General features: G+C 50.0%; 13 protein-coding genes, 1 pseudogene and 1 riboswitch. Of the genes and pseudogenes, 6 read left to right on the top strand and 8 right to left on the bottom strand.

The window, feature by feature from the left end; genetic code table 11:
- Nucleotides 1–17: 17 nt before the first annotated feature.
- The 5 genes and pseudogenes from VF724_RS09450 to VF724_RS09430 all read right to left on the bottom strand — a co-directional run bounded on the left by VF724_RS09450 (nt 18) and on the right by VF724_RS09430 (nt 6,732).
- Nucleotides 18–2,363 (bottom strand): FdhF/YdeP family oxidoreductase, encoded by a 2,346-nt coding sequence (locus tag VF724_RS09450; protein WP_371753995.1) that lies wholly within the window; start codon nt 2,361–2,363, stop codon nt 18–20.
- Nucleotides 2,364–2,576: 213 nt separating this feature from the next.
- Nucleotides 2,577–2,936, bottom strand: a complete 360-nt coding sequence (locus VF724_RS09445) for a Na-translocating system protein MpsC family protein (protein WP_371753994.1) — start codon at nt 2,934–2,936, stop codon at nt 2,577–2,579.
- Nucleotides 2,937–3,231: 295 nt separating this feature from the next.
- A pseudogene (locus VF724_RS09440) lies at nt 3,232–3,448 on the bottom strand (MFS transporter); the annotation flags it as partial.
- A 459-nt stretch (nt 3,449–3,907) separates the two neighbouring features.
- Entirely contained in the window at nt 3,908–4,720 is an 813-nt protein-coding gene (locus VF724_RS09435) for a hypothetical protein (protein WP_371753993.1), read from the bottom strand.
- Between the two features lie 11 nt (nt 4,721–4,731).
- Nucleotides 4,732–6,732, bottom strand: a complete 2,001-nt coding sequence (locus tag VF724_RS09430; RefSeq protein WP_371753992.1) for a M1 family metallopeptidase — start codon at nt 6,730–6,732, stop codon at nt 4,732–4,734.
- 126 nt (nt 6,733–6,858) lie between these two features.
- Here VF724_RS09430 and VF724_RS09425 point away from each other — a divergent pair, with 126 nt between their 5' ends.
- The 3 genes from VF724_RS09425 (at nt 6,859) to clpB (ending at nt 11,361) form a co-directional block, all read left to right on the top strand.
- A complete protein-coding gene (locus tag VF724_RS09425) occupies nt 6,859–7,359 on the top strand; it encodes a YwhD family protein (protein ID WP_371753991.1) in 501 nt (166 codons plus the stop codon).
- A 458-nt stretch (nt 7,360–7,817) separates the two neighbouring features.
- The gene (locus VF724_RS09420; protein ID WP_371753990.1) at nt 7,818–8,738 is read left to right on the top strand and encodes a DnaJ C-terminal domain-containing protein; all 921 of its coding nucleotides are present in this window, start codon (nt 7,818–7,820) and stop codon (nt 8,736–8,738) included.
- 19 nt (nt 8,739–8,757) lie between these two features.
- A complete protein-coding gene (gene clpB, locus VF724_RS09415) occupies nt 8,758–11,361 on the top strand; it encodes an ATP-dependent chaperone ClpB (protein WP_371753989.1) in 2,604 nt (867 codons plus the stop codon).
- A gap of 89 nt (nt 11,362–11,450) precedes the next feature.
- Here clpB and VF724_RS09410 read toward each other — a convergent pair whose 3' ends face one another.
- Together VF724_RS09410 and VF724_RS09405 are read right to left on the bottom strand one after the other, a co-directional pair.
- On the bottom strand, nt 11,451–12,968 hold the full coding sequence (locus tag VF724_RS09410) for a copper amine oxidase N-terminal domain-containing protein (protein ID WP_371753988.1): 1,518 nt from the start codon (nt 12,966–12,968) through the stop codon (nt 11,451–11,453).
- Between the two features lie 87 nt (nt 12,969–13,055).
- Nucleotides 13,056–13,140, bottom strand: a riboswitch (cyclic di-GMP riboswitch).
- 105 nt (nt 13,141–13,245) lie between these two features.
- On the bottom strand, nt 13,246–15,282 hold the full coding sequence (locus VF724_RS09405; RefSeq protein WP_371753987.1) for a transglycosylase domain-containing protein: 2,037 nt from the start codon (nt 15,280–15,282) through the stop codon (nt 13,246–13,248).
- A 296-nt stretch (nt 15,283–15,578) separates the two neighbouring features.
- Here VF724_RS09405 and speE point away from each other — a divergent pair, with 296 nt between their 5' ends.
- Genes speE through VF724_RS09390 form a run of 3 tightly spaced genes read left to right on the top strand, consistent with a single transcriptional unit; the run spans nt 15,579 to nt 17,737 of the window.
- On the top strand, nt 15,579–16,406 hold the full coding sequence (gene speE / locus VF724_RS09400; RefSeq protein ID WP_371753986.1) for a polyamine aminopropyltransferase: 828 nt from the start codon (nt 15,579–15,581) through the stop codon (nt 16,404–16,406).
- Nucleotides 16,406–17,275 (top strand): agmatinase, encoded by an 870-nt coding sequence (gene speB / locus VF724_RS09395; RefSeq protein WP_371753985.1) that lies wholly within the window; start codon nt 16,406–16,408, stop codon nt 17,273–17,275. Before speE ends, speB begins: the two co-directional genes overlap by 1 nt.
- A 42-nt stretch (nt 17,276–17,317) precedes the next feature.
- Nucleotides 17,318–17,737 (top strand): YwiB family protein, encoded by a 420-nt coding sequence (locus VF724_RS09390; RefSeq protein WP_371753984.1) that lies wholly within the window; start codon nt 17,318–17,320, stop codon nt 17,735–17,737.
- 13 nt (nt 17,738–17,750) lie between these two features.
- On the opposite strand, the gene VF724_RS09385 is transcribed toward VF724_RS09390, so the two are convergent.
- Nucleotides 17,751–18,980, bottom strand: a complete 1,230-nt coding sequence (locus VF724_RS09385) for a S8 family peptidase (RefSeq protein ID WP_371753983.1) — start codon at nt 18,978–18,980, stop codon at nt 17,751–17,753.
- Nucleotides 18,981–19,129 lie beyond the last annotated feature (149 nt).

The raw sequence follows: 19,129 nt of genomic DNA, 5'->3' as shown, positions 1-19,129 counted from the left end.
TGGCGGTCGGTTTTCGTTTATACGGCCGTATCTTCAGACTCTTCTTCGATCACATACTCATTATCTTTGCATGCATAGTAGGATTCACCCTTTTCGACAAGAACAGCCGTATTGTATTCCGGTATGCCCGCATAGGCGTCGTAGACACCTTTTGGAAGGAGGTTATTGCCCTCCGGCCAATAGACCTCGATGTTGCCCCGCTTGGTATCGGCAAACTTGGCCCGGCCTTTGAACACGCCGTGCGCGTTATGCACGACAATCGCTTCATCCTCTTGGATGCCGAGCCCGGCCGCATCGTCTTGATGAATCAGTACATCGTAACGATCCGCGTTATTGAACGGGTCGGTCTGGCTGTAGACCATGGAGTTAAACTGCTTGCCCCGGCGGGTCGTTACATAGAAGCTTCCTTGCGGCTTGCGCAATTCGGGAAGCTCGATGGCGAGCAGGTTGCCCCGGCCGTCTTCCGTCGGGCAAACGCCGTCCTCGCAAAGCCAAGCTCCGCCCCATTGAAAGACGTCGCCGCGGTTTTTCAAATGCTGAATACCGTCATAATAAGGCACAGCCACGGCAATTTCGTCGCGGATTTGCTGGGCATTGTCGAATCGGACGAGATGGCTTCTCTTCGGATCGACCTTTGCCGCGAGTTCAACATAAATCTGCCATTCCGCTTTCGCTTCTTCAATCCGCGGACCTTCAATTTCCGCGCTGAAGTAAACCATCCGCTCAGTACTCGTGGATGTGCCGCCTCCGGGCTGCTCATAACGGGTCATGGCCGGAAGAATAATCACTTCTTCTTTAGCGTCCACCAGGGTGGATGTATTAAAGATGATATCCTGATGCACGCGGAGCTCGGTCGCCTCCAAAGCTTTTTGGACGAAATCCGGGTCAGGCATGGTCTCCAGGAAGTTTCCGCCGCTCATATATAACAATTTCACTTTTCGCTCATGATCTTCCGGAAGAAGAGTGTTTTCGAGCATCATTCCGACAATGTCCCCTTGCCATCTCGGAATCGGAAAGCCCCAATATTTTTCAAAGTGCTGAATGTTCTCTTCTGTCAAAGGGATGCCGCCTGGAAGGGACATCGGTTCCGCACCCATTTCACCGGAGCCTTGAACGCCGCTGTGGCCGCGGATCGGCATGACGCCGCAGTTCTTCCGTCCGATGAAGCCGCGAAGCATGGCAAGATTGGCGACTTGCGACACGTTGTCCGTCCCGAAACGATGCTGGGTAAGACCCATGCTCCAAATAAATACGCCCGATTTGGAATTAGCCAGCAGTGTTGCAAATTCCAGCATCCTTGCGCGGGTGAGCCCGGAGGATTTCCCCAGATCTTCCCAGCTGTATTTCATGACGTGCTTTTTGAGTTCTTCAATTCCGTTGGTATGCTTGCTAATAAAATCATGGTCAATCGCAGAACCCGGATTGGCCTCCTCCATTTCAAACCAAATCTTCATTACTCCGTTCATAAAAGCGATGTCGCCGCCGATGTGCACTTGGTAGAAATCGTCGGCGAGCTTTGTTCCGAACATCGCGCTTTCCGGAATCGAGGGGATCCAGTATTTTTCCATTGCAGGTTCACGATAGGGGTTGATGACGATAATTTTGGTTCCCGCTTTTTTCGCAGCGTACATATATTTCGTGGATACGGGCTGGTTGTTGGCGGCTACGGAACCGAAGAATACCAGGACGTCCGTTCCGATCCAATCCTTATAATTGCAGCTGGAGGCTCCGATGCCGAGTGAACGCTTCAGCGCCGATTTGCTTGGGGAATGGCAAATGCGCGAGGCATTATCGATGTTGTTCGTCCCCAAAAAACGCGCCACTTTCGTCGCGGTATAATACACTTCGTTGGTAATGCCGCGGGAGGTTAAAAAGAACGCAAGCTGCTTGGGATCAATCGATTTGATTTTGTTTGCGATTCGGGTTAAGGCTTCATCCCAGGAAATTCGCGTGAATTTGTTCTCTCCCGGCTTTCTTGACAGCGGGTAGGGGATCCGTCCCAGCTTTCGCAGCGCGGGGCTGTCCATCTTCCGCAGCGCTTCCACATCCTCCAGCCATTTCGGGTCCATGGCCGGAGCCGTGTTCAGACGCAGCACATTCAGACGCGACGCGCAAAGATGGGGTCCCGTCAGCGTCTGGTCATGCAAGCCGGAAACGCCAAGCGCGCAGCCGTCGCAGACCCCTTGCGTCAAAATTCGATAGGCATAGGAGAGATTGTCCCGGTTCTCATAGGCGACTTTCATCATGTCTCGGATATGATGAGGCTTGACTTTCCCCAATCCCATGGGCAGCATGCTTGCCCAGAGGGAAGGCTTTAAGGATTGATCCAGCTTTACAGGTCCCGTATGCTTGGTTTTACCCATTTTTAAACCCTTCTTTCCTCTTCAAGTTGATAGCCGTGTTGCGGCTTTAATGGCATCGTATGTCACGGATACATGAAAATAAAACCGCCGCGAGCCTATTTTCCCAAAAATCGGAAAATAAGTGATCACGGCGGTTAGTCTTCGGCAGGAACGCTACCATGTGCCAACTGCTCAGAATACATTCATATGAATGGGGCGGAGGTACTGGGACGATTATTTGCTAAATTTGTTCTCGATGTTTTGGTCAAATACGAATATGGACATCCCGAAATCTTTCTCAATATCGATATCTACGAACAAATCGACAAAATTGGCTCCGAGAAAGCTTTCCATTTCAACGGGACGGTTTTTTCGGTACATTTCTTTCACCATTTCGGTGCGGGCGGAACGCAGCATCTGCTTTCCGTCATCGGCGGTGGCGATGAATTTTTCTACCGCTGAAAGATTTCCTTGCATTTCGCAAATGGCCCAATTTTTGCAGAAGGTTGTATTGATCTTTTCCGGTCCTTTCCCCATATGGCGTTTCCGGAAAGCTCTGACCAGATTGCTGAACTCCGCTTCATATTTATTCATTGCTTATACAGCCCTTTTTACGGATTTCATTTATCTATGATAGCATGTTTATCTGACGTGAACAATGCCGTGTGATAAATTTAGCAATCTCCAATTTAGAGCAGGTCGGGATCAGCTGGCGAGACTGGATGCCTGGCTCGGAGCAGCCGATCTCAATTTTTTAATCTGCAAACGAATGACCAGCGATACAATCAATGCGACTGCGAACAGTCCGGCAAATACATACAAGGTGCCGGTATAGCTGTTGGTGGTTGTGCGAACCCAAGCTGCGAAAATCGGACGGAGATCGGTGTCAGAATTCGAGGTCCGTGTTTCTCAACAAAGTGTCCGAGGAATGCGGCGGACAGTCCGAGGAATAGGATCGCGAGACTGAAAGTAAGCTGGATGGCTTTAAAATCCCACCGGAATTCCTTGACGAGCGGTTTGGTGAATACGCTCCAGGCGTATACAGAGCCGATGGAAATGTGAATTCCGACGGCTGAGGCTGCGATTAACCAACGATTTTTTTGCATGTCTCTAAATCCTCCTCATAATGATGTACAAGAAAAACTCCTATCGAAGCCCTTCAAAGAAGCCAGACCCACAGGTTTACGCAGTAAACCACTTCGGAAGCCTAGGAAGTTTTTCATCCCAATAAGAATTTGCCCTTCCGAATGACCGGAAACTTATAAATTCTTATGCGGAAAAAAAACTGCCGCTTTTCCATCTGTGACTCGATTTGAGCACAAACGGATTGCGGCAGTTAATCCACGGCAGGAGCGCTACCAAGAGCCAACTGCATATAATACGCAGGTGAAAAGCCTGTTAACCGATGACAGGAACGCTGTTTCGCATCAACAGCCCAGATGGGATTCGTTGCTTCATGTTCAGCAATTATGTCTAATTTGTGACAGCCAAAATCACAATATATAATATAGCATGGAACCGTTTTAACGTAAAGCATTCTTTTTTTGGACAATAGATTAATTAACCTAATTTTGTTTACTCATCCACAATTGATAGTTTGAGGAGAGTTTCCAGACTTCAAACAGCGTTTTGACAAAGTAGTAGCCGAGATGAACGATTACGGCGAACAGCCCTGCCCACCAGAATGATGCGGCCAGCGTAATGAGTCCCACCAATCCGGTGATCGCGAACAGGGTGAAAGCTAACCATAGGATAGAAGGCAAGTACCGTGCAAACAAGATCAGCGAGAATATCAATTTCTTATCGGACGCCTTTCCAAATTGGATATACATAAATAATAAATATACCACGGCGGTATACAGCAGATATCCGGCCAGCAGGGGAAGGAGCGCCCGTACCAGGGAGAGTAATCCGAACGACTCCCCGATGCTGTGCATGCCGATCGGAATGAGCCAGAATAAGGGGGCGAGCAGCAGGAATGCTTGGGCGAAATAAATGTAAAAGAAAGGTTTGCCCAGCATCCGCATTCCCCTCAGGAAATTGGCGGCTTTGGGCGCGTCGCCCGAAGAAATGGAATAGTATAAGCCGGCATTTATCAATGGTGTGAGCGAAATTCGGACAAGCAGAACCAAAGCCAGCAGCCAAAGATAGGAATCGGCCAGATCCGTTTTTGCCAGCCGGAATTGGCTTTCTGCGATAAAGAGATGTGAGGAGTAGGCGGAAAGCGCGCCCGGATAACGGTGCAGCAAAGGGGTTGTTACCGTCCGGACGAAGTTGTAGAGAATAAAAGCCCATATAAATCGATAAATAAACAAAATGACCATAAGCGGAAGTTGGCGGCGAGTCGCTTTCCAACCGTTTTTCAAGTACTCCAGCATTTCCTGTCACCTCACCATGCGATCCAACCGAGCAGGGTTTCCAATGCTTTGGCTGCGCCCATATTCCAGCGCACTTGCACGGGTTCGCTGACGGTCGTTTTCATGAAATTGTTAATATGCTTGTTTTCCAGCACCATGCTATAGTTGGGATCGATCATCACCCAATCGATCGGAGCTGGGGTTTTGAATTGATACTGCATATGAGGCCCGCTGCCGTCCCAAATTTTTTTGAGAGAAGAGCCGTCGGAAAAATGGATCAGGATGGGAACGGTGTTGTAGGGCCCGCCGCGTTTTGAAATGATGACGGTATTATTGTAGGAGGTTATTCCGTTCTCGCGAATCCGCACCGAACGAACCGCATCAACGGAATAATCGATCATGTTGCCGCCATATACAAAGTGCTGAAAATAATCGTCCCAATTTTGCCGGGTTACCTGCTCGAGTGATTGCTCAAAATCGGATGTCGTCGGATGCTTGAATTTCCACTGCTGAAAATAAGTCCGCAGCACGTTTTCCATCTGTTTCGAACCGATTCGCCGTTCTATATCGGTGAGCACCAGCTTTGCCCGGATATAAACGTTGTCTGCATAATGGTCGCCGTTAGCATATTGCCAGGCATTCAGGTTCAACGCCGACGGGTCGGTGACGTAGCTGGCTTCCACGGGGAGATTCGATTGAGCGCCATATTCTTTTTCCATCACTTTGCCCTCTGCGTACGATGTTAATCCTTCATCGAGCCACGGTTCTTCGAATTCATTGGAAGCGACCATTCCGTACCAGTACTGGTGACCGATTTCATGCACCAGCACCCGCTCCAGTTCGGTATCGGGGCTGCTGTCTGATGCGTCCCAAGCCGTAATCAGAGTCGGGTATTCCATGCCGCCCGCTCCGTTGCCGCCGGGTGGAGGAACAACGATGGACAGTGTGGAGTAAGGATATTCGCCATACCATTTGCTGTAATCGGTGAGTGCTTTTTTGGCTGCGGTGAAATACCGGTCCTGCAAATCCTTCTGTTTTGGGTCCAGATAAAGCTTGATTCTGACTCCCGGGATATTCGCCGTGGAGAACGGCTGTTCCGCATAGATAAAATGCGGGGACGCGGCCCAAGCGAAATCATGCACATCGTCGGCATAAAACCGGAAAGTTTTCATGCCGTTCCGGGCCGTCGGCGGCTGTGTCGGAAAACCCGTTGCAGCAACCAGATACGTATCGGGTACGGTTACGGCTACGCTGTAAATCCCGAAATCGGCATAGAATTCCGAGTTTCCGTGATACTGATGCAGATTCCAGCCTTCATCCTTGCGGTTTCTCGTTCCGGCTGTTTCGTACACGGCAATCTTCGGAAACCATTGTCCGGCCATGACGAAGTCCCCCGAGTATCCCATCCGCGCAAACACTTTCGGAAGCTGGACAGTATACTTGAACAGCAGGGTCACCTTTTCCCCGGGCTGCACTGGTCGATCGAGACGGATTTTCATCAGCGTATGGTCGTTTGGATTTCCGTCGTCCGGCTGTACATAAGTCATCCGGCTGATCAATTCCTGCCCGTCTGCCGTTTGGATTGAGGTGATCCGCATATTTCCGAAACTGCCATCCTGCATTTTGTCGCTGCGCAATTTTCCGCCGGATTCCTTCATAAACGTGGTATTCTTGGATTCGAACGCATTGGGATACAGGTGGAAATACAAATCCTGGACCGGATAATGTCCGGGATGGGTCCAGGTCATGGCTTGCGAGCCCGAAAGCGTTTGGCTGCCGGCATCCAGCTGTACGTTAATATGATATTCGACAATGCGCCGGCTCAAAGGAACGGGTTTCTTCGGTTCAATCGGTTGTTCGTTATTTTCTTTCGGCGGGGGTGATTCCTTCGCCTTCTCCGGTTTGACCGGCTTGTTGACGAAAGCGTCCTGTTGTCCGGCTGGAGCCGAGTTATGGAAAAAGATAACGGCTGCAGCGCTGAGAAGAGCAATCGCAAAAAGGGACAGCCATGTTGTGAATACCTTGGATTTCATAATCATTCACCCCGTTGACAAGCATCTACAGCATGTATATGTTTGCAAATCGGCGATTATTAGCTAAAATAAAATTAATCTTGCGGATTGCCGGGACAACAAATTCGGACGGAAAGGTGCGATAAAATGGACGTGAATCAAGACGGCGGAAAAAAATTATCCCTGAATGTGGTCAGCGGCAAAAAAAACCACAGGGGGTTCGGGGCGGGCATGATCGACTTGAGCAACCTTTCCAGCGTGATTATAGACGGGGAGGAAGCTTACATTGACGTTGGCGCTCTTCACGCAAAAAGCAAGATAGAAAAAGGCATCAAATTTTCCCCTAACAAAGAAGAGGTTCCGAACGGACGGCGCTGCTGGATTGTTTGGGTAGCCGTCGACAGAACTGAGGAAGGCGCGCATTATGCAGGGGTAACCGCTTGTGAAATGCTCATAGACACCGAGCAAAAGAAAGGCTGGAAAATTCTTGTCGACCATGTGAACAGGATGGAATCCGCCCTGAAGCGCAGATATTTGCTGGACGGATTGAACGATACGGAAAGAGCGGCCCTGAAAAAATTGCTGATGGAACACAATGAACAATGGTGGGAGCGTTCTCCTGAAGAGTTGAAGGAAAAACTGGATTGAGCTTGAATCGATGGACCTTGGACGAGGAATGTGGCAATTGTGTGTCAGCCGTTGTATGTTTGGCGGGTGTCGGGTAAAATAATGAAAGTATATTTCCACGATATACTAGGACACAAAAAGGGGTTGGCCTGTTGACCGGGCTGGCCCCTTTTTGTCATGGGCGGAGCTGATGCGGGGTTGTTTCGAAGCAAATTAATCAAAGAAAGTCAAAGTCAAACAAAAGGCGCAAATCTTGGTTGTTTATCGGTAAAAACGGCTGAAAAGGTGACATTTCGAAGACTTTCCGAAGTTGAATATCCGGCAAAAGAACGGCTATAATAACTATAAGAGTCATGCACATTTTGGGATGAGCGAGAAGAACATGCTGGAATGTGTATTTTTTCTAAATCCGGTTTGACCTTTTTTGACCAAATAATCAATGAGAGATTCGGCACTCTTGAGAGGAGGCGAAAATCGCGATGAACTATAAAGATTACTATCAAATACTCGGTGTATCCAAAACAGCCGCCAAGGACGAAATTCGCAAAGCCTACAAAAAACTGGCCAAAGCCTACCACCCGGATGTTAATAAGGCGCCTGATGCGGAGAAAAAATTCAAAGAGGTCCAGGAAGCCTACGAAGTGCTGGGAGACGAAGAAAAACGGGCGGAATACGACCGGTTGGGTGCGGACTGGGAGCGATATCAATATGCCGGGGCAGCCGGCGGACCCGGCTCCGGATACTCGGGGCAATATTATACGAGTGAGGACATCAACGGGTTCAGCGATTTTTTCAACCGCTTTTTTGGCGGATACGGCGGCGGGGGCGGTGCAAAATTCGCCGGCGACACCATCAGCTATGAAGATTTGTTTCCCGAGGATGTGGATGAAGAAGCCCGCCTGTTAATCTCTTTGGAGCAGGCCGTACAAGGCGGTACGGTCACGGTTCGGCTGAACGGCAAGGAATTGAAATTGAAATTGCCCAAAGGGGTTTATGAAGGGCAGAAAATCCGCCTGAAAGGTCAGAGCAGCTTGAAGAACAGGCAGGGAAAGAACGGGGATTTGTACATCACCCTCAGCATTAAGCCCCATGAACACTATAGAGTGGACGGGGCGGACCTGATCATGACGCTCCAGGTTGCTCCGTGGCATGTTGTTTTCGGCACGCAAGCGCAGATCGAGACTCCGGACGGTACGACCATGCGGCTTAAAGTGCCGGTCGGCATCCGACCCGGAAAAAGGCTGCGGATTCCCGGAAAAGGCTTGAAACGCAGCGGAGGACAGCAGGGAGATCTGTTTGTGGAGATCGAAACGATAGTGCCGCCTGCAGAGACGGCGGAACAGCAGGAATTGTACAGGAAACTGGCTGATCAGAGCCATTTCCAGCCAAGCGTAAAGTAATTTAAAGGGGGAAACGAATATGGATATGAACCGATTGACGCAAAAATCGCAGGAGGCGCTTTTGGCTGCCCAAAGCTTGGCCGTCTCCCTGCATCATCAAGAGATCGACGCGGAGCATCTGCTGAAAGCCCTGTTGGAGCAAAAAGACGGGATTGCCGCAAGATTACTGCAAAAGCTGAATGTGGATGCCCCGCAGTTTGAACGGAGGGTTGATTCGCTGCTGGGCAAAAAACCGCGGGTGACCGGCGCCGGTGCGGGTCAGGTTTATCTGTCCGGTCAAATGACGCAGCTGTTTGCGGATGCCGAGCAGGAAGCCAAAAAACTCAAAGACGAATATATTTCCGTCGAGCATCTGGTGCTGGCGCTTGCCGGCAGCCGCGGAGAGGTCGGGAAGTTGTTCAAGGATTCGGGCATTTCCCATGATGGGATTCTCAAAGCGCTCACAGAAGTGCGGGGGCATCAGCGGGTGACGTCCAGGGAGCCGGAAGCCACCTATGAAGTGCTGGAGAAATACGGCCGGGATTTGGTGGCCGAGGTACGCGCAGGCAAGATCGATCCCGTCATCGGCAGAGACAGCGAGATTCGCCGCGTGATCCGCATCCTGTCCAGAAAAACCAAGAATAATCCCGTGCTGATCGGCGAGCCGGGAGTCGGGAAGACCGCAATCGTCGAGGGCTTGGCACAGCGGATCGTCAAACGCGACGTTCCGGAAAGCCTGAAGGATAAAACGGTTTTCTCGCTCGACATGAGCGCTTTGGTTGCCGGCGCGAAATACCGGGGTGAATTTGAGGAGCGGCTCAAAGCCGTACTCAGTGAAGTGAAGCAGAGTAAAGGAAGAATCATCCTGTTCATCGACGAGTTGCATACGATTGTCGGAGCGGGAAAAACCGAAGGAGCCATGGATGCGGGGAATATGCTGAAGCCGATGCTGGCCCGCGGCGAGCTGCACTGTATCGGTGCGACGACCCTGGATGAATACCGCCAGTATATTGAAAAGGATTCGGCGCTGGAACGCCGGTTTCAGCAGGTTATGGTCAATGAGCCGGATGTGGAGGATACGATTTCTATCCTGCGCGGATTGAAAGAGCGTTTTGAAATCCACCATGGCGTCAAAATTCACGACAATGCGCTGGTTGCGGCGGCGATGCTGTCCGACCGCTACATTACCGAGCGGTTTCTGCCGGATAAAGCGATTGATCTCGTCGATGAGGCGTGCGCAACGATCCGTACCGAAATGGATTCGATGCCGGCCGAGATGGACGAGGTGACCCGCCGGGTCATGCAGATGGAAATCGAAGAAGCTTCGTTGAAGAAAGAGACGGATAAGGCCAGCGAGGACAGACTGCATGCGCTGCAAAAGGAATTGGCCGATCTGAAAGAGAAAATGAACGCGATGAAAGCGCAGTGGGAACAGGAAAGACTGGCGCTGCAGGGTGTCCGGGAGCTGCGTGAGCAGCTTGAAAAGGCCCGGGCCGATTTGGAGGAAGCGGAGAATGAATACGATTTGGGAAAAGCGGCCGAACTGAAGCATGGCCGGATTCCGGAGCTGGAGCGCAGGTTGAAAGAGGCTGAGGAGGAAGCTGATAACGGCAAGGAAGGACGTCTGCTTCGCGAAGAAGTGACCGAAGAGGAAATCGCCGACGTGGTTGGCAGATGGACGGGAATCCCGATCAGCAGACTGATGGAGGGCGAGCGGGACAAATTGCTCAAGCTGGAAGACATTCTTCACGAACGGGTGGTTGGGCAGGAGGAGGCCGTCAGCCTCGTTGCGGATGCGGTGCTCCGCGCAAGGGCGGGTATCAAGGACCCGAACCGGCCGATCGGTTCGTTCATCTTCCTGGGACCGACGGGCGTCGGCAAAACGGAATTGGCCAAGACACTCGCCGAGGCGATGTTTGACAGTGAGGATCATATGATCCGCATCGATATGTCGGAGTATATGGAGAAGCATTCCGTTTCCCGGTTGATCGGGGCGCCTCCCGGATATGTCGGCTATGAAGAAGGGGGACAATTGACGGAGGCGATTCGCAGAAAGCCATACTCGGTCGTTCTGCTGGATGAAGTTGAGAAAGCTCATCCGGATGTGTTCAACATCCTGCTGCAGCTGCTGGACGACGGGCGCCTGACCGATTCGCAGGGACGCGTCGTCGATTTCAAGAACACGATTATTATCATGACCTCCAATATCGGTTCCCACTATCTAATAGAGGGAACAGTCAATCGGGAAGAGATCTCGGAGGAAGCCCGAGAGCATGTGTTCCGTGAACTGCGGATGCATTTCCGTCCGGAATTTTTGAACCGTGTTGATGATATCGTCCTCTTCAAGCCGCTGTCGATCCGCGATGTGAAGAGCATCGTCGACAAGCTGATCGCAGAGGTGGAGGCTCGTTTGGCCGAACGTCGCATCAAGCTGTCCCTGACGGACCGGGCCAAAACGTTTATTGCCGAAGAAGGATTCGATCCCGTTTACGGCGCCCGCCCGCTCAAACGATTTATCCAGCGGCATCTGGAGACGCGATTGGCAAGGGAATTGATTGCTGGTGAAATCCGCGACGGTTCGGAAATTCAAATCGATCTGGAAAACGGCCGGTTGACGGTGCAAAAAGCAGGCGTAGGCGTATAAACGTCCGGCAGCATAAAAAGGGGCCGTTCCCAAGGTCTTTAATTCGACCTTGCGGAACGGCCCCTTTCGTTTGACTTGCGCCTCAAATTCTATTCTCTATATTCCAAATGAATCTCTTTGGAGGTTGGAAACCATGTTATGGTTACTCCCAGATTCTCCGCAATGCTGCGAAGCGGCACAAAAGTCCTACCGTTTTTAGTTGCCGCCGCCAGCGGCATTTCGACCTTTTTGCCATTCACGAGAATGGTCTTGCTGCCGACTTTAACTTTGATCGTTGTATTCTTGGTTTGAATCGCGGCTTCTCGGGTTTGGCCGTTCCAGATCGGATCGCTATTGGTCAATTTACCGATGAAGTTGAGAGGAATCATGAGAGTACCGTTAATTTCGTAGGGAGCGGCATCCAAATAAATTGGCTTGCCGTCCAATTCGGCAAAGGGAAATTCAGAAATATCCCTGCGGATAATGCCTCTGTGAATAAAGTAATTTTCAATTATGAGCTTACGGACAAATGAACTATCCCCTAACGAATTCACAGCTGCCCGGTCCTTGGTCAGGACGGAGAAGTTAACTGCGTTATCCAAATCCGCTTGGGGCAATTGAATATCTTGGTTGATGTTCCAAACAGTTGTTTCGATGTTCAGATTGGCTTTCAACCCCGCGTTTTTCGCACGGTTCTTCAAAGCCCAATCGAAATGATAATTGCCGCCGACGATATAGCTTTGATCGTTAATATAAACATCATTGGTATTTGAAAATTCAATATCCGTGTTCAGTTGATCTTCAATCGATTTTTGGCTGTATTGATCGAGCATGCCTCTTAAGAAATACAACAACTGTTTGAATTCTACAAGATTTTGGGAAGCAGGCTTCGTATTCTCTGCTGTCAACCCAAGGGTCTTTTGCAGTTCGGCAAAGAACTCGTCGAAATTCTCGTACTGCACCAGATTGTCGATAAAATATTTGAGGAAATCGATGTAATCGTCAATGGTCAGATTAATTTGCAGGTGTTTGACCGATTCTTGTCCGGCGGGCGTAGTCAAAGTGGTATAACCTAAATCTTTGATGGACCGCAATTTATAATCGAATTGGGAGGCGAACTTCTCCACTTGCTTTTGGATAAAGCTTTTGAATTGTTTTTGCTTATCCTGATCCACCATACCCCCTTGAAAAGGCGACGGGGTATCCGCAGCATTGTCATCCAGATGGATCCATTTATCTTCTGAAGAAGTCTTTACGTATATGAGGCCGTCTTTAGCCACAAACTCCGCGGACGGGTCTTCCGGGCTTCTCCAGTATTCGGAGTTCACGAGCGGAGCCGGATCGGCAAAGCTTACTTTCAGATGAAAATTCATCTTGTCGGAATCTACCGATTGCGTAAAGATGATGCCGGATTTCAACAGGTCCAGAAACAATTTCATTTCTTTGTTGCTTTCGATTTGCTGCTTCGAGTTATCCAGGGGCTCCAAATTCAGTTTGACAATCGTTCGGGATTCGTACTTGTCGATGCTCATATTCTTGACGATGGCATCCCGATAAGACGGTACGGTTGAGTTGCAACCAACAAGGCTTAAGATGATGATAAGAGAAATAACAATTGCTTTTTTCATAGTACCCTCCTAAATATGTATTCATAGACAAATATAAATATAAAACAAAAAAACCCCAAAAAAGGGGTGCGAAACCGCACAATCCTCTTTGGAAACCCGGCTGTCATGGCATGCAGCTGTAGACCCGTGGCTTTGCGTTCCTTACTTTTCAGTAAGGTTGCCTTTTTCGGCGAGAATTGTAGAATCATAGAGTTTATTATATTAATATATCTGAAGTTCCAATTATTTGCAATCAATTCTTATTATAGATGTTATTTGAATCATCGTTTGCTGACTCTTACTCATTCCACCATCGTTTCAAATCCGTCCACCAGGAGTTTTCCTGTTTGCCATCTTTTGAATCGGGCTTGCCTTTCATCGGCGATTTGCCGTGAACCGTGCAGTATTCGACGGGCTCCGTACCCTTGACAAATGCCTCCAGCTTGGAGCTTGGACAATCCGTCGTCGCCAGCATGCCTGTTTCAGGATCGATATAGACGCTGACAATACCGTCGGGGATCGGGAAAATCTTCGGTGGAACGGTTTCCAGCGCTTGCTCCGTGAACTCGGCAAATATGGGAGAGGCCAGATGCGACTCCACGGCGCTGATGTTTCGGTTGCGGTCATATCCGACCCACACGGCGGAAACCAACTCTGGCGTATAGCCGACCATCCAGGCATCGGTATTGGTCGTACCCGTTTTGCCCGCCACAGGACGTTTGAGCAAATTCGCCACTCTGAACCCCGTACCGCCGGGATCGAAGACGCTTTCCATCAGATTGGTCAGCACGTATGTATCGGCGGCATCGACGACTCTTTCCTCCTGGGGGTGCGCCTCGTAGAGGAGGTTTCCGCCGGAATCCTCGATTTTCAAAATTGCCGTGGGTTCCACACGAACGCCCTGATTGGCGATTACTCCAAAGGACGAAGCCATCTCGAAAGGACTGACCGGAAATGTGCCGAGCGCCAAGGAAGGGAGCGGCTTCATAGAGCTCGTAATGCCGAGCTTGCGGGCCATGTCGATGACTTTATCGGCACCGATTTGCATGATGGTGTGAACGGCGTAAATATTGTCCGAACGGGAAATTGCTTCCCTAAGATCGATATCTTTGTTCGGATACTGATTGCCGAAATTGCTGGGCATGTAGGTTTTGCGTCCGTTGTCATATGTGAATGCGGTCGGTTCGCTTTTAAACATTGTTGCCGGCGTTAAATCCTTTTGCTCAAGCGCGGCCAGATACAGAATCGGTTTAAAGGAAGAACCGGGCTGGCGGGTCGTCGCAAACACGCGGTTAAACTGGTTTTCACTGTAATTTTTGCCGCCGACCATCGCCTTGATATAGCCGGTTCGCGGATCGATGGCAACCAGCGCGGATTGAAGCTCTCCCTGGCTGCCGACATATTTGTTGATTACACTTTCAGCAATTTTTTGCGCATGCAGATCAAGCGTGGTAAAAATTCTTACTCCGCTTTCAGACAGCTGGTCTTCGGTCATATTCAATTTTCCCGCAGCCTGCTGTATCACATAATCGCGGAAATAGGGGGCTTCCGACGGCTTGTCTCCGGACTGCGGCTTGATGTCCAACGGCTGTTGGTACGCCTCATCCGCCTGCTGCTGTGTGATATAGTCGAAATTGACCATCGCCTGAAGGACGGTTTTCTGGCGTGCCTTGGCATTAGTCATGTTCATGTAAGGGGAATAATATTTCGGTCCTTTCGGAATGCCGGCAAGCATTGCGCTTTCGGCAAGCGTCAGGTCCTTGGCGTTTTTATGGAAATACATTTCCGCGGCAGCCTGCACTCCGTATGCGGAATGTCCGTAATAGATTTGATTCAGATAGCGTTCGAGAATTTCCTGCTTGCTGTACTGCATTTCCAATTGAATCGTATAAACCGCTTCCTTCAATTTGCGCATCCAGGTGCGCTCATGCGACAGGTACAGGTTTCTGGCCAGCTGCTGGGTGATGGTGCTGGCACCCTGGAGCTTCGACATATGAGCAAAATCGACAATTGCCGCCCGCGCCATGCCCATAAAATCAAAGCCGACATGATCGTAGAAACGGTGATCCTCAATGGCCAGTGTGGCTTTGGTCAAATAGGGGGAAATCTGGTCATAAGCGACCACCTGCCGATTTTGCCCCGCATACATGGAGTCGATCAAGTCTCCGCGGCTGTCGACGATCTCCGAGGTCTGCAGGATGGAAGCGGCGGGAAGCGCTTGGGAGCGCAGATAAAACAAGAAGACGACAAACGAAATGCCTACAACGGCAGAGCCGATAAACGATAAATATGCGATTTTTTGAACTGTTTTCCACCAACGGCCCGGTTTGGACATTCATTCCGCCCTCCTCGTTTTATCCTTTCTACCGCATAAGGGTTTATAGATTCCGAAAAAGTTTTTCTTATTATTCATTATGGAAAAGGATGGGTGGACCTATTCACTTTCAAATGAAATTTATTGCAATTTTGACGCGAACCACTATAATACTTCTTGAGCAAACAGCGGGAAACGGATGCGGCTTCGCTTATTGTGTTACAATAAAAACGCAATGTGAAAATACGCCAAGAAGCGAAGAATCAGCCAGTATAAACTTCTAAAACGAATAAGACGAGAGAAAGAAGGAAAGACATATGGAGTTATGGTATACGGAGAAGCAAACCGAACATTTCGGCATCACGGCGAAAATCAGAGAAACACTGGTGACCGAAAAAACACAGTTTCAAGACTTGGCTGTTATTGACACGATCGAATTCGGACGGATGCTTGTCCTCGACGGAATGGTCATGACTACGGTGAAGGACGAGTTTGTCTACCATGAAATGGTGACGCATCCCGCTTTGTTTACCCATCCGAATCCGAAGCATGTGCTGGTGGTCGGCGGCGGAGACGGCGGCGCCATCCGCGAGGTGCTTAAGCACCCGGAAGTGGAGAAAGCGGTGCTTGTCGATATTGACGGAAAAGTCATCGAATATTCCCGGAAGTTTTTGCCCGAAATTGCAGGCATGCTGGATGATCCGCGGGTCGAAGTGCGGGTCAACGACGGCTACATGCATATCCATGAGCATAAAAATACATACGATGTGGTCATGGTCGATTCGACCGAACCGGTCGGTCCTGCCGTTCAGCTTTTTGAGCGGGGTTTTTACCAGGCTATTTTCGAGGCGCTGAAGGAAGACGGCATTTTTGTCGCGCAAACGGACAATCCTTGGTTCAAAGCGGATTTGATCCGCAAAGTCCAGAAGGATGTCAAAGAAATTTTCCCGGTCACCCGGTTGTATCAGGCCAATATTCCCACTTATCCAAGCGGTCTGTGGACGTTTACGATGGGAAGCAAAAAATATGATCCCCTTCAAGTGGATGAAACCCGGATTCCCGAGCTGGACACCAAATATTATTCGCCTTCCATCCACAAAGCGGCGTTCGTGCTTCCTAAATTTGTGGAGGAGTTGACCAAATAATGCGTTTTGACGAAGCCTATTCCGGGAATGTGTTTATAGCCAGCTCAAACGATTACGAAGCTTCCCGCGCAGTGATTTACGGAATGCCGATGGATTTCACCGTCAGTTTCCGTCCGGGCTCCCGGTTCGGTCCCGCCCGGATCAGGGAGGTGTCGATCGGTTTGGAGGAATACAGTCCGTACCTGGACAAGAGCTTGAGCGACACAGCTTATTTTGATGCCGGCGATCTGCTGCTGCCGTTCGGCAATGCGGCTCGCAGCCTGGACATGATCGGGGATTTCGTAAAGCGTCTGCTGGCAGACGGGAAGTTTCCGTTGGGATTGGGCGGCGAGCATCTCGTTTCTTGGCCGATCATCCGTGAAATGTATGCCCGATATCCCGATCTGGCGGTCATCCATATCGATGCGCATGCAGATCTCCGCGAGCATTATGAAGGGGAGCCGTTGTCCCATTCGACGCCGATTCGCAAGGCTGCCGAATTGATTGGAGGAAGCAATATCTATCAGTTCGGGATTCGTTCGGGAACACGCGAGGAATTTGAATATGCGCGTAAATCCATTAATTTTTATCCGTTTGACGTATATGAACCGCTTCGCGAGGTGCTGCCCAAGCTTGCAGGACGGCCGGTATATGTCACGATCGATATCGATGTGCTCGATCCTTCGGCCGCGCCGGGGACGGGAACGGCGGAAGCGGGCGGGATCACCTCGAAGGAACTGCTTGCGGCCATTCATGCAATCGCCCGTTCTGAAGCCAGGATTGTAGGCGCCGATGTGGTGGAAGTGGCTCCGGTTTATGATCCTTCGGAACAGACGCAAATAACGGCTTCCAAACTGGTTCGTGAAATGCTGATCGGTTTTGTCAAATAAGTCAAGTGAGCGGAAGCCGACAAAACGGAGGATTGTAACGGCATGCCAACGAAGAGATGGGTAAACATTCGAATTGAGAGTGATTCCGGCGATGAAAGGACACAGTTTTCTGCCAAAGGCGAGCTTTACATCAAGAAAGACACCACTTATCTGCGGTACGAAGAAACCGATTCCTCGGATGGCAAAACCATGAATACCCTAAAGCTGATGCCCGGTGAATTGCTTCGGATCATACGCAGGGGGGAAATTGAATCGGACTTGAATTTTGTGCCGAATGAGCGAACCCTTGGAATCTATTCAACCGGTTACGGCAGAATGGAATTCGACGTTTATACGCATAAAATTTCTTTCAGCGGGCTTCAGCAGGGCATGGGCAATTTATCTTGGCATTACGATCTGTTTGAAGGGGAGAATCTCTTAGGCAGCTTCAAAATCACCATGGACATCACCCCAGCGGATTAACTTGACAGCCTAATTAAACCAGCCCGGGTATGGACAACCCGGGTTTTTTGCGCTTTCTTCTTGCGCGAAGCAGCTTGAACATTTGAACGGCGTTGACAATCCCTTTTCGCAGCACCTTGTTTTTGTACTTGGAGCTTTTGATCGGCACGCTTGATTTTTTCAGTATCAGCTTCACTGTTTTTGGGGACAGATTGGGCCGGCTGGACAGCAGCAGCGCGATTAAACCGGTCACGTGGGACGTGGCCATGGAGGTACCGCTCAGCTCATTGTATTTACCCCCTGTCCAAGTGGAAAATATTTTTTCCCCCGGGGCATACACGTCGATTTGCTTGCCCCTGTTGCTGAATGAAGCGATTTTATCATCGGTGTCCGTAGCGCCCACAGCAATGGTTTCCTGGAAACGGGCGGGATAGTCGACGTTGAAGCGCTTGCTGTCATTGCCCGAGGACGAAACAATGACGATTCCGGCATTGTAGGCCCCGAGCACGGCATCGAACAAGGACTGGCTGCGGTGCTTCATCCCGAAGCTCATATTGATAATGTCCATGCGGTTGTTCACGCACCAGTCAATCCCCATGATAATGTCGGACACAAAAGCGCTGCCGTTGTAATCAAATGCTTTGACGGGATGTATGACGGCTCCTGGCGCGACTCCCCTGATTCCATTTATTTTATTGGATGCCGCTATGGTTCCTGCGATGTGTGTGCCGTGGCCATTGTCGTCGACCGGCGGAAGCAGACGGTTCAACAGGTTGATCCCTCTGCCGAGCGAAAGGCGCAGGTCGGGATGAGCGTAATCGACCCCTGTATCAACCACGCCAATATTGATTTTTCGGCCTGTCGCTTTTTTCCATACCTGTGGAGCTTTGATTTTTTTAACCCCCCAAGGGATGCTTTGGCTGATATCGAATTCCTTTAGGGAGTTCCGGTTGAAGTTTGGATTCATCGGATTGAAAATGTAGGAATGCAGGTTGATATGAATATCATCCTCTAAAGAGAGCAGGCTCTCGAAGTGTTCCTCGATTTGTGTCGACTGAAGGGGACAGGATATGGCATGAATCATTCCGATCGGCCTTACGGCGGATAAATTGGAAAGAGAATTTTTCATCTTTTGAAGTTCAAGAACGCATTCCTGAAATTGCGCCGGGTTTTGAAAACGGATGATTTTTTTCTTTTTCTGCGGGGTTCCCTTCCCGGCCTCGATTTCGTTATGCAAAAGCTGCAGCAACTTAGCAAGGTTCAAGGAAATTCCCTCCAATCCGAACAGGTTTGGAGTATCTTATGAGTGCATGACATGGAAGGAATGGGGTGAGTGCCCTCTTCTCAAGAATTGGGCGAAAAGAGGGGCGCGGAGTTAAGACAGCGCGACAAAATAACTTCCACTAAATTGTT

The organism is Ferviditalea candida, from assembly GCF_035282765.1.
GTDB lineage: Bacteria > Bacillota > Bacilli > Paenibacillales > KCTC-25726 > Ferviditalea > Ferviditalea candida.
The sequence above is the reverse complement of the archived record's forward strand: the minus strand, read 5'-3'. Positions and strand labels throughout refer to the sequence as shown.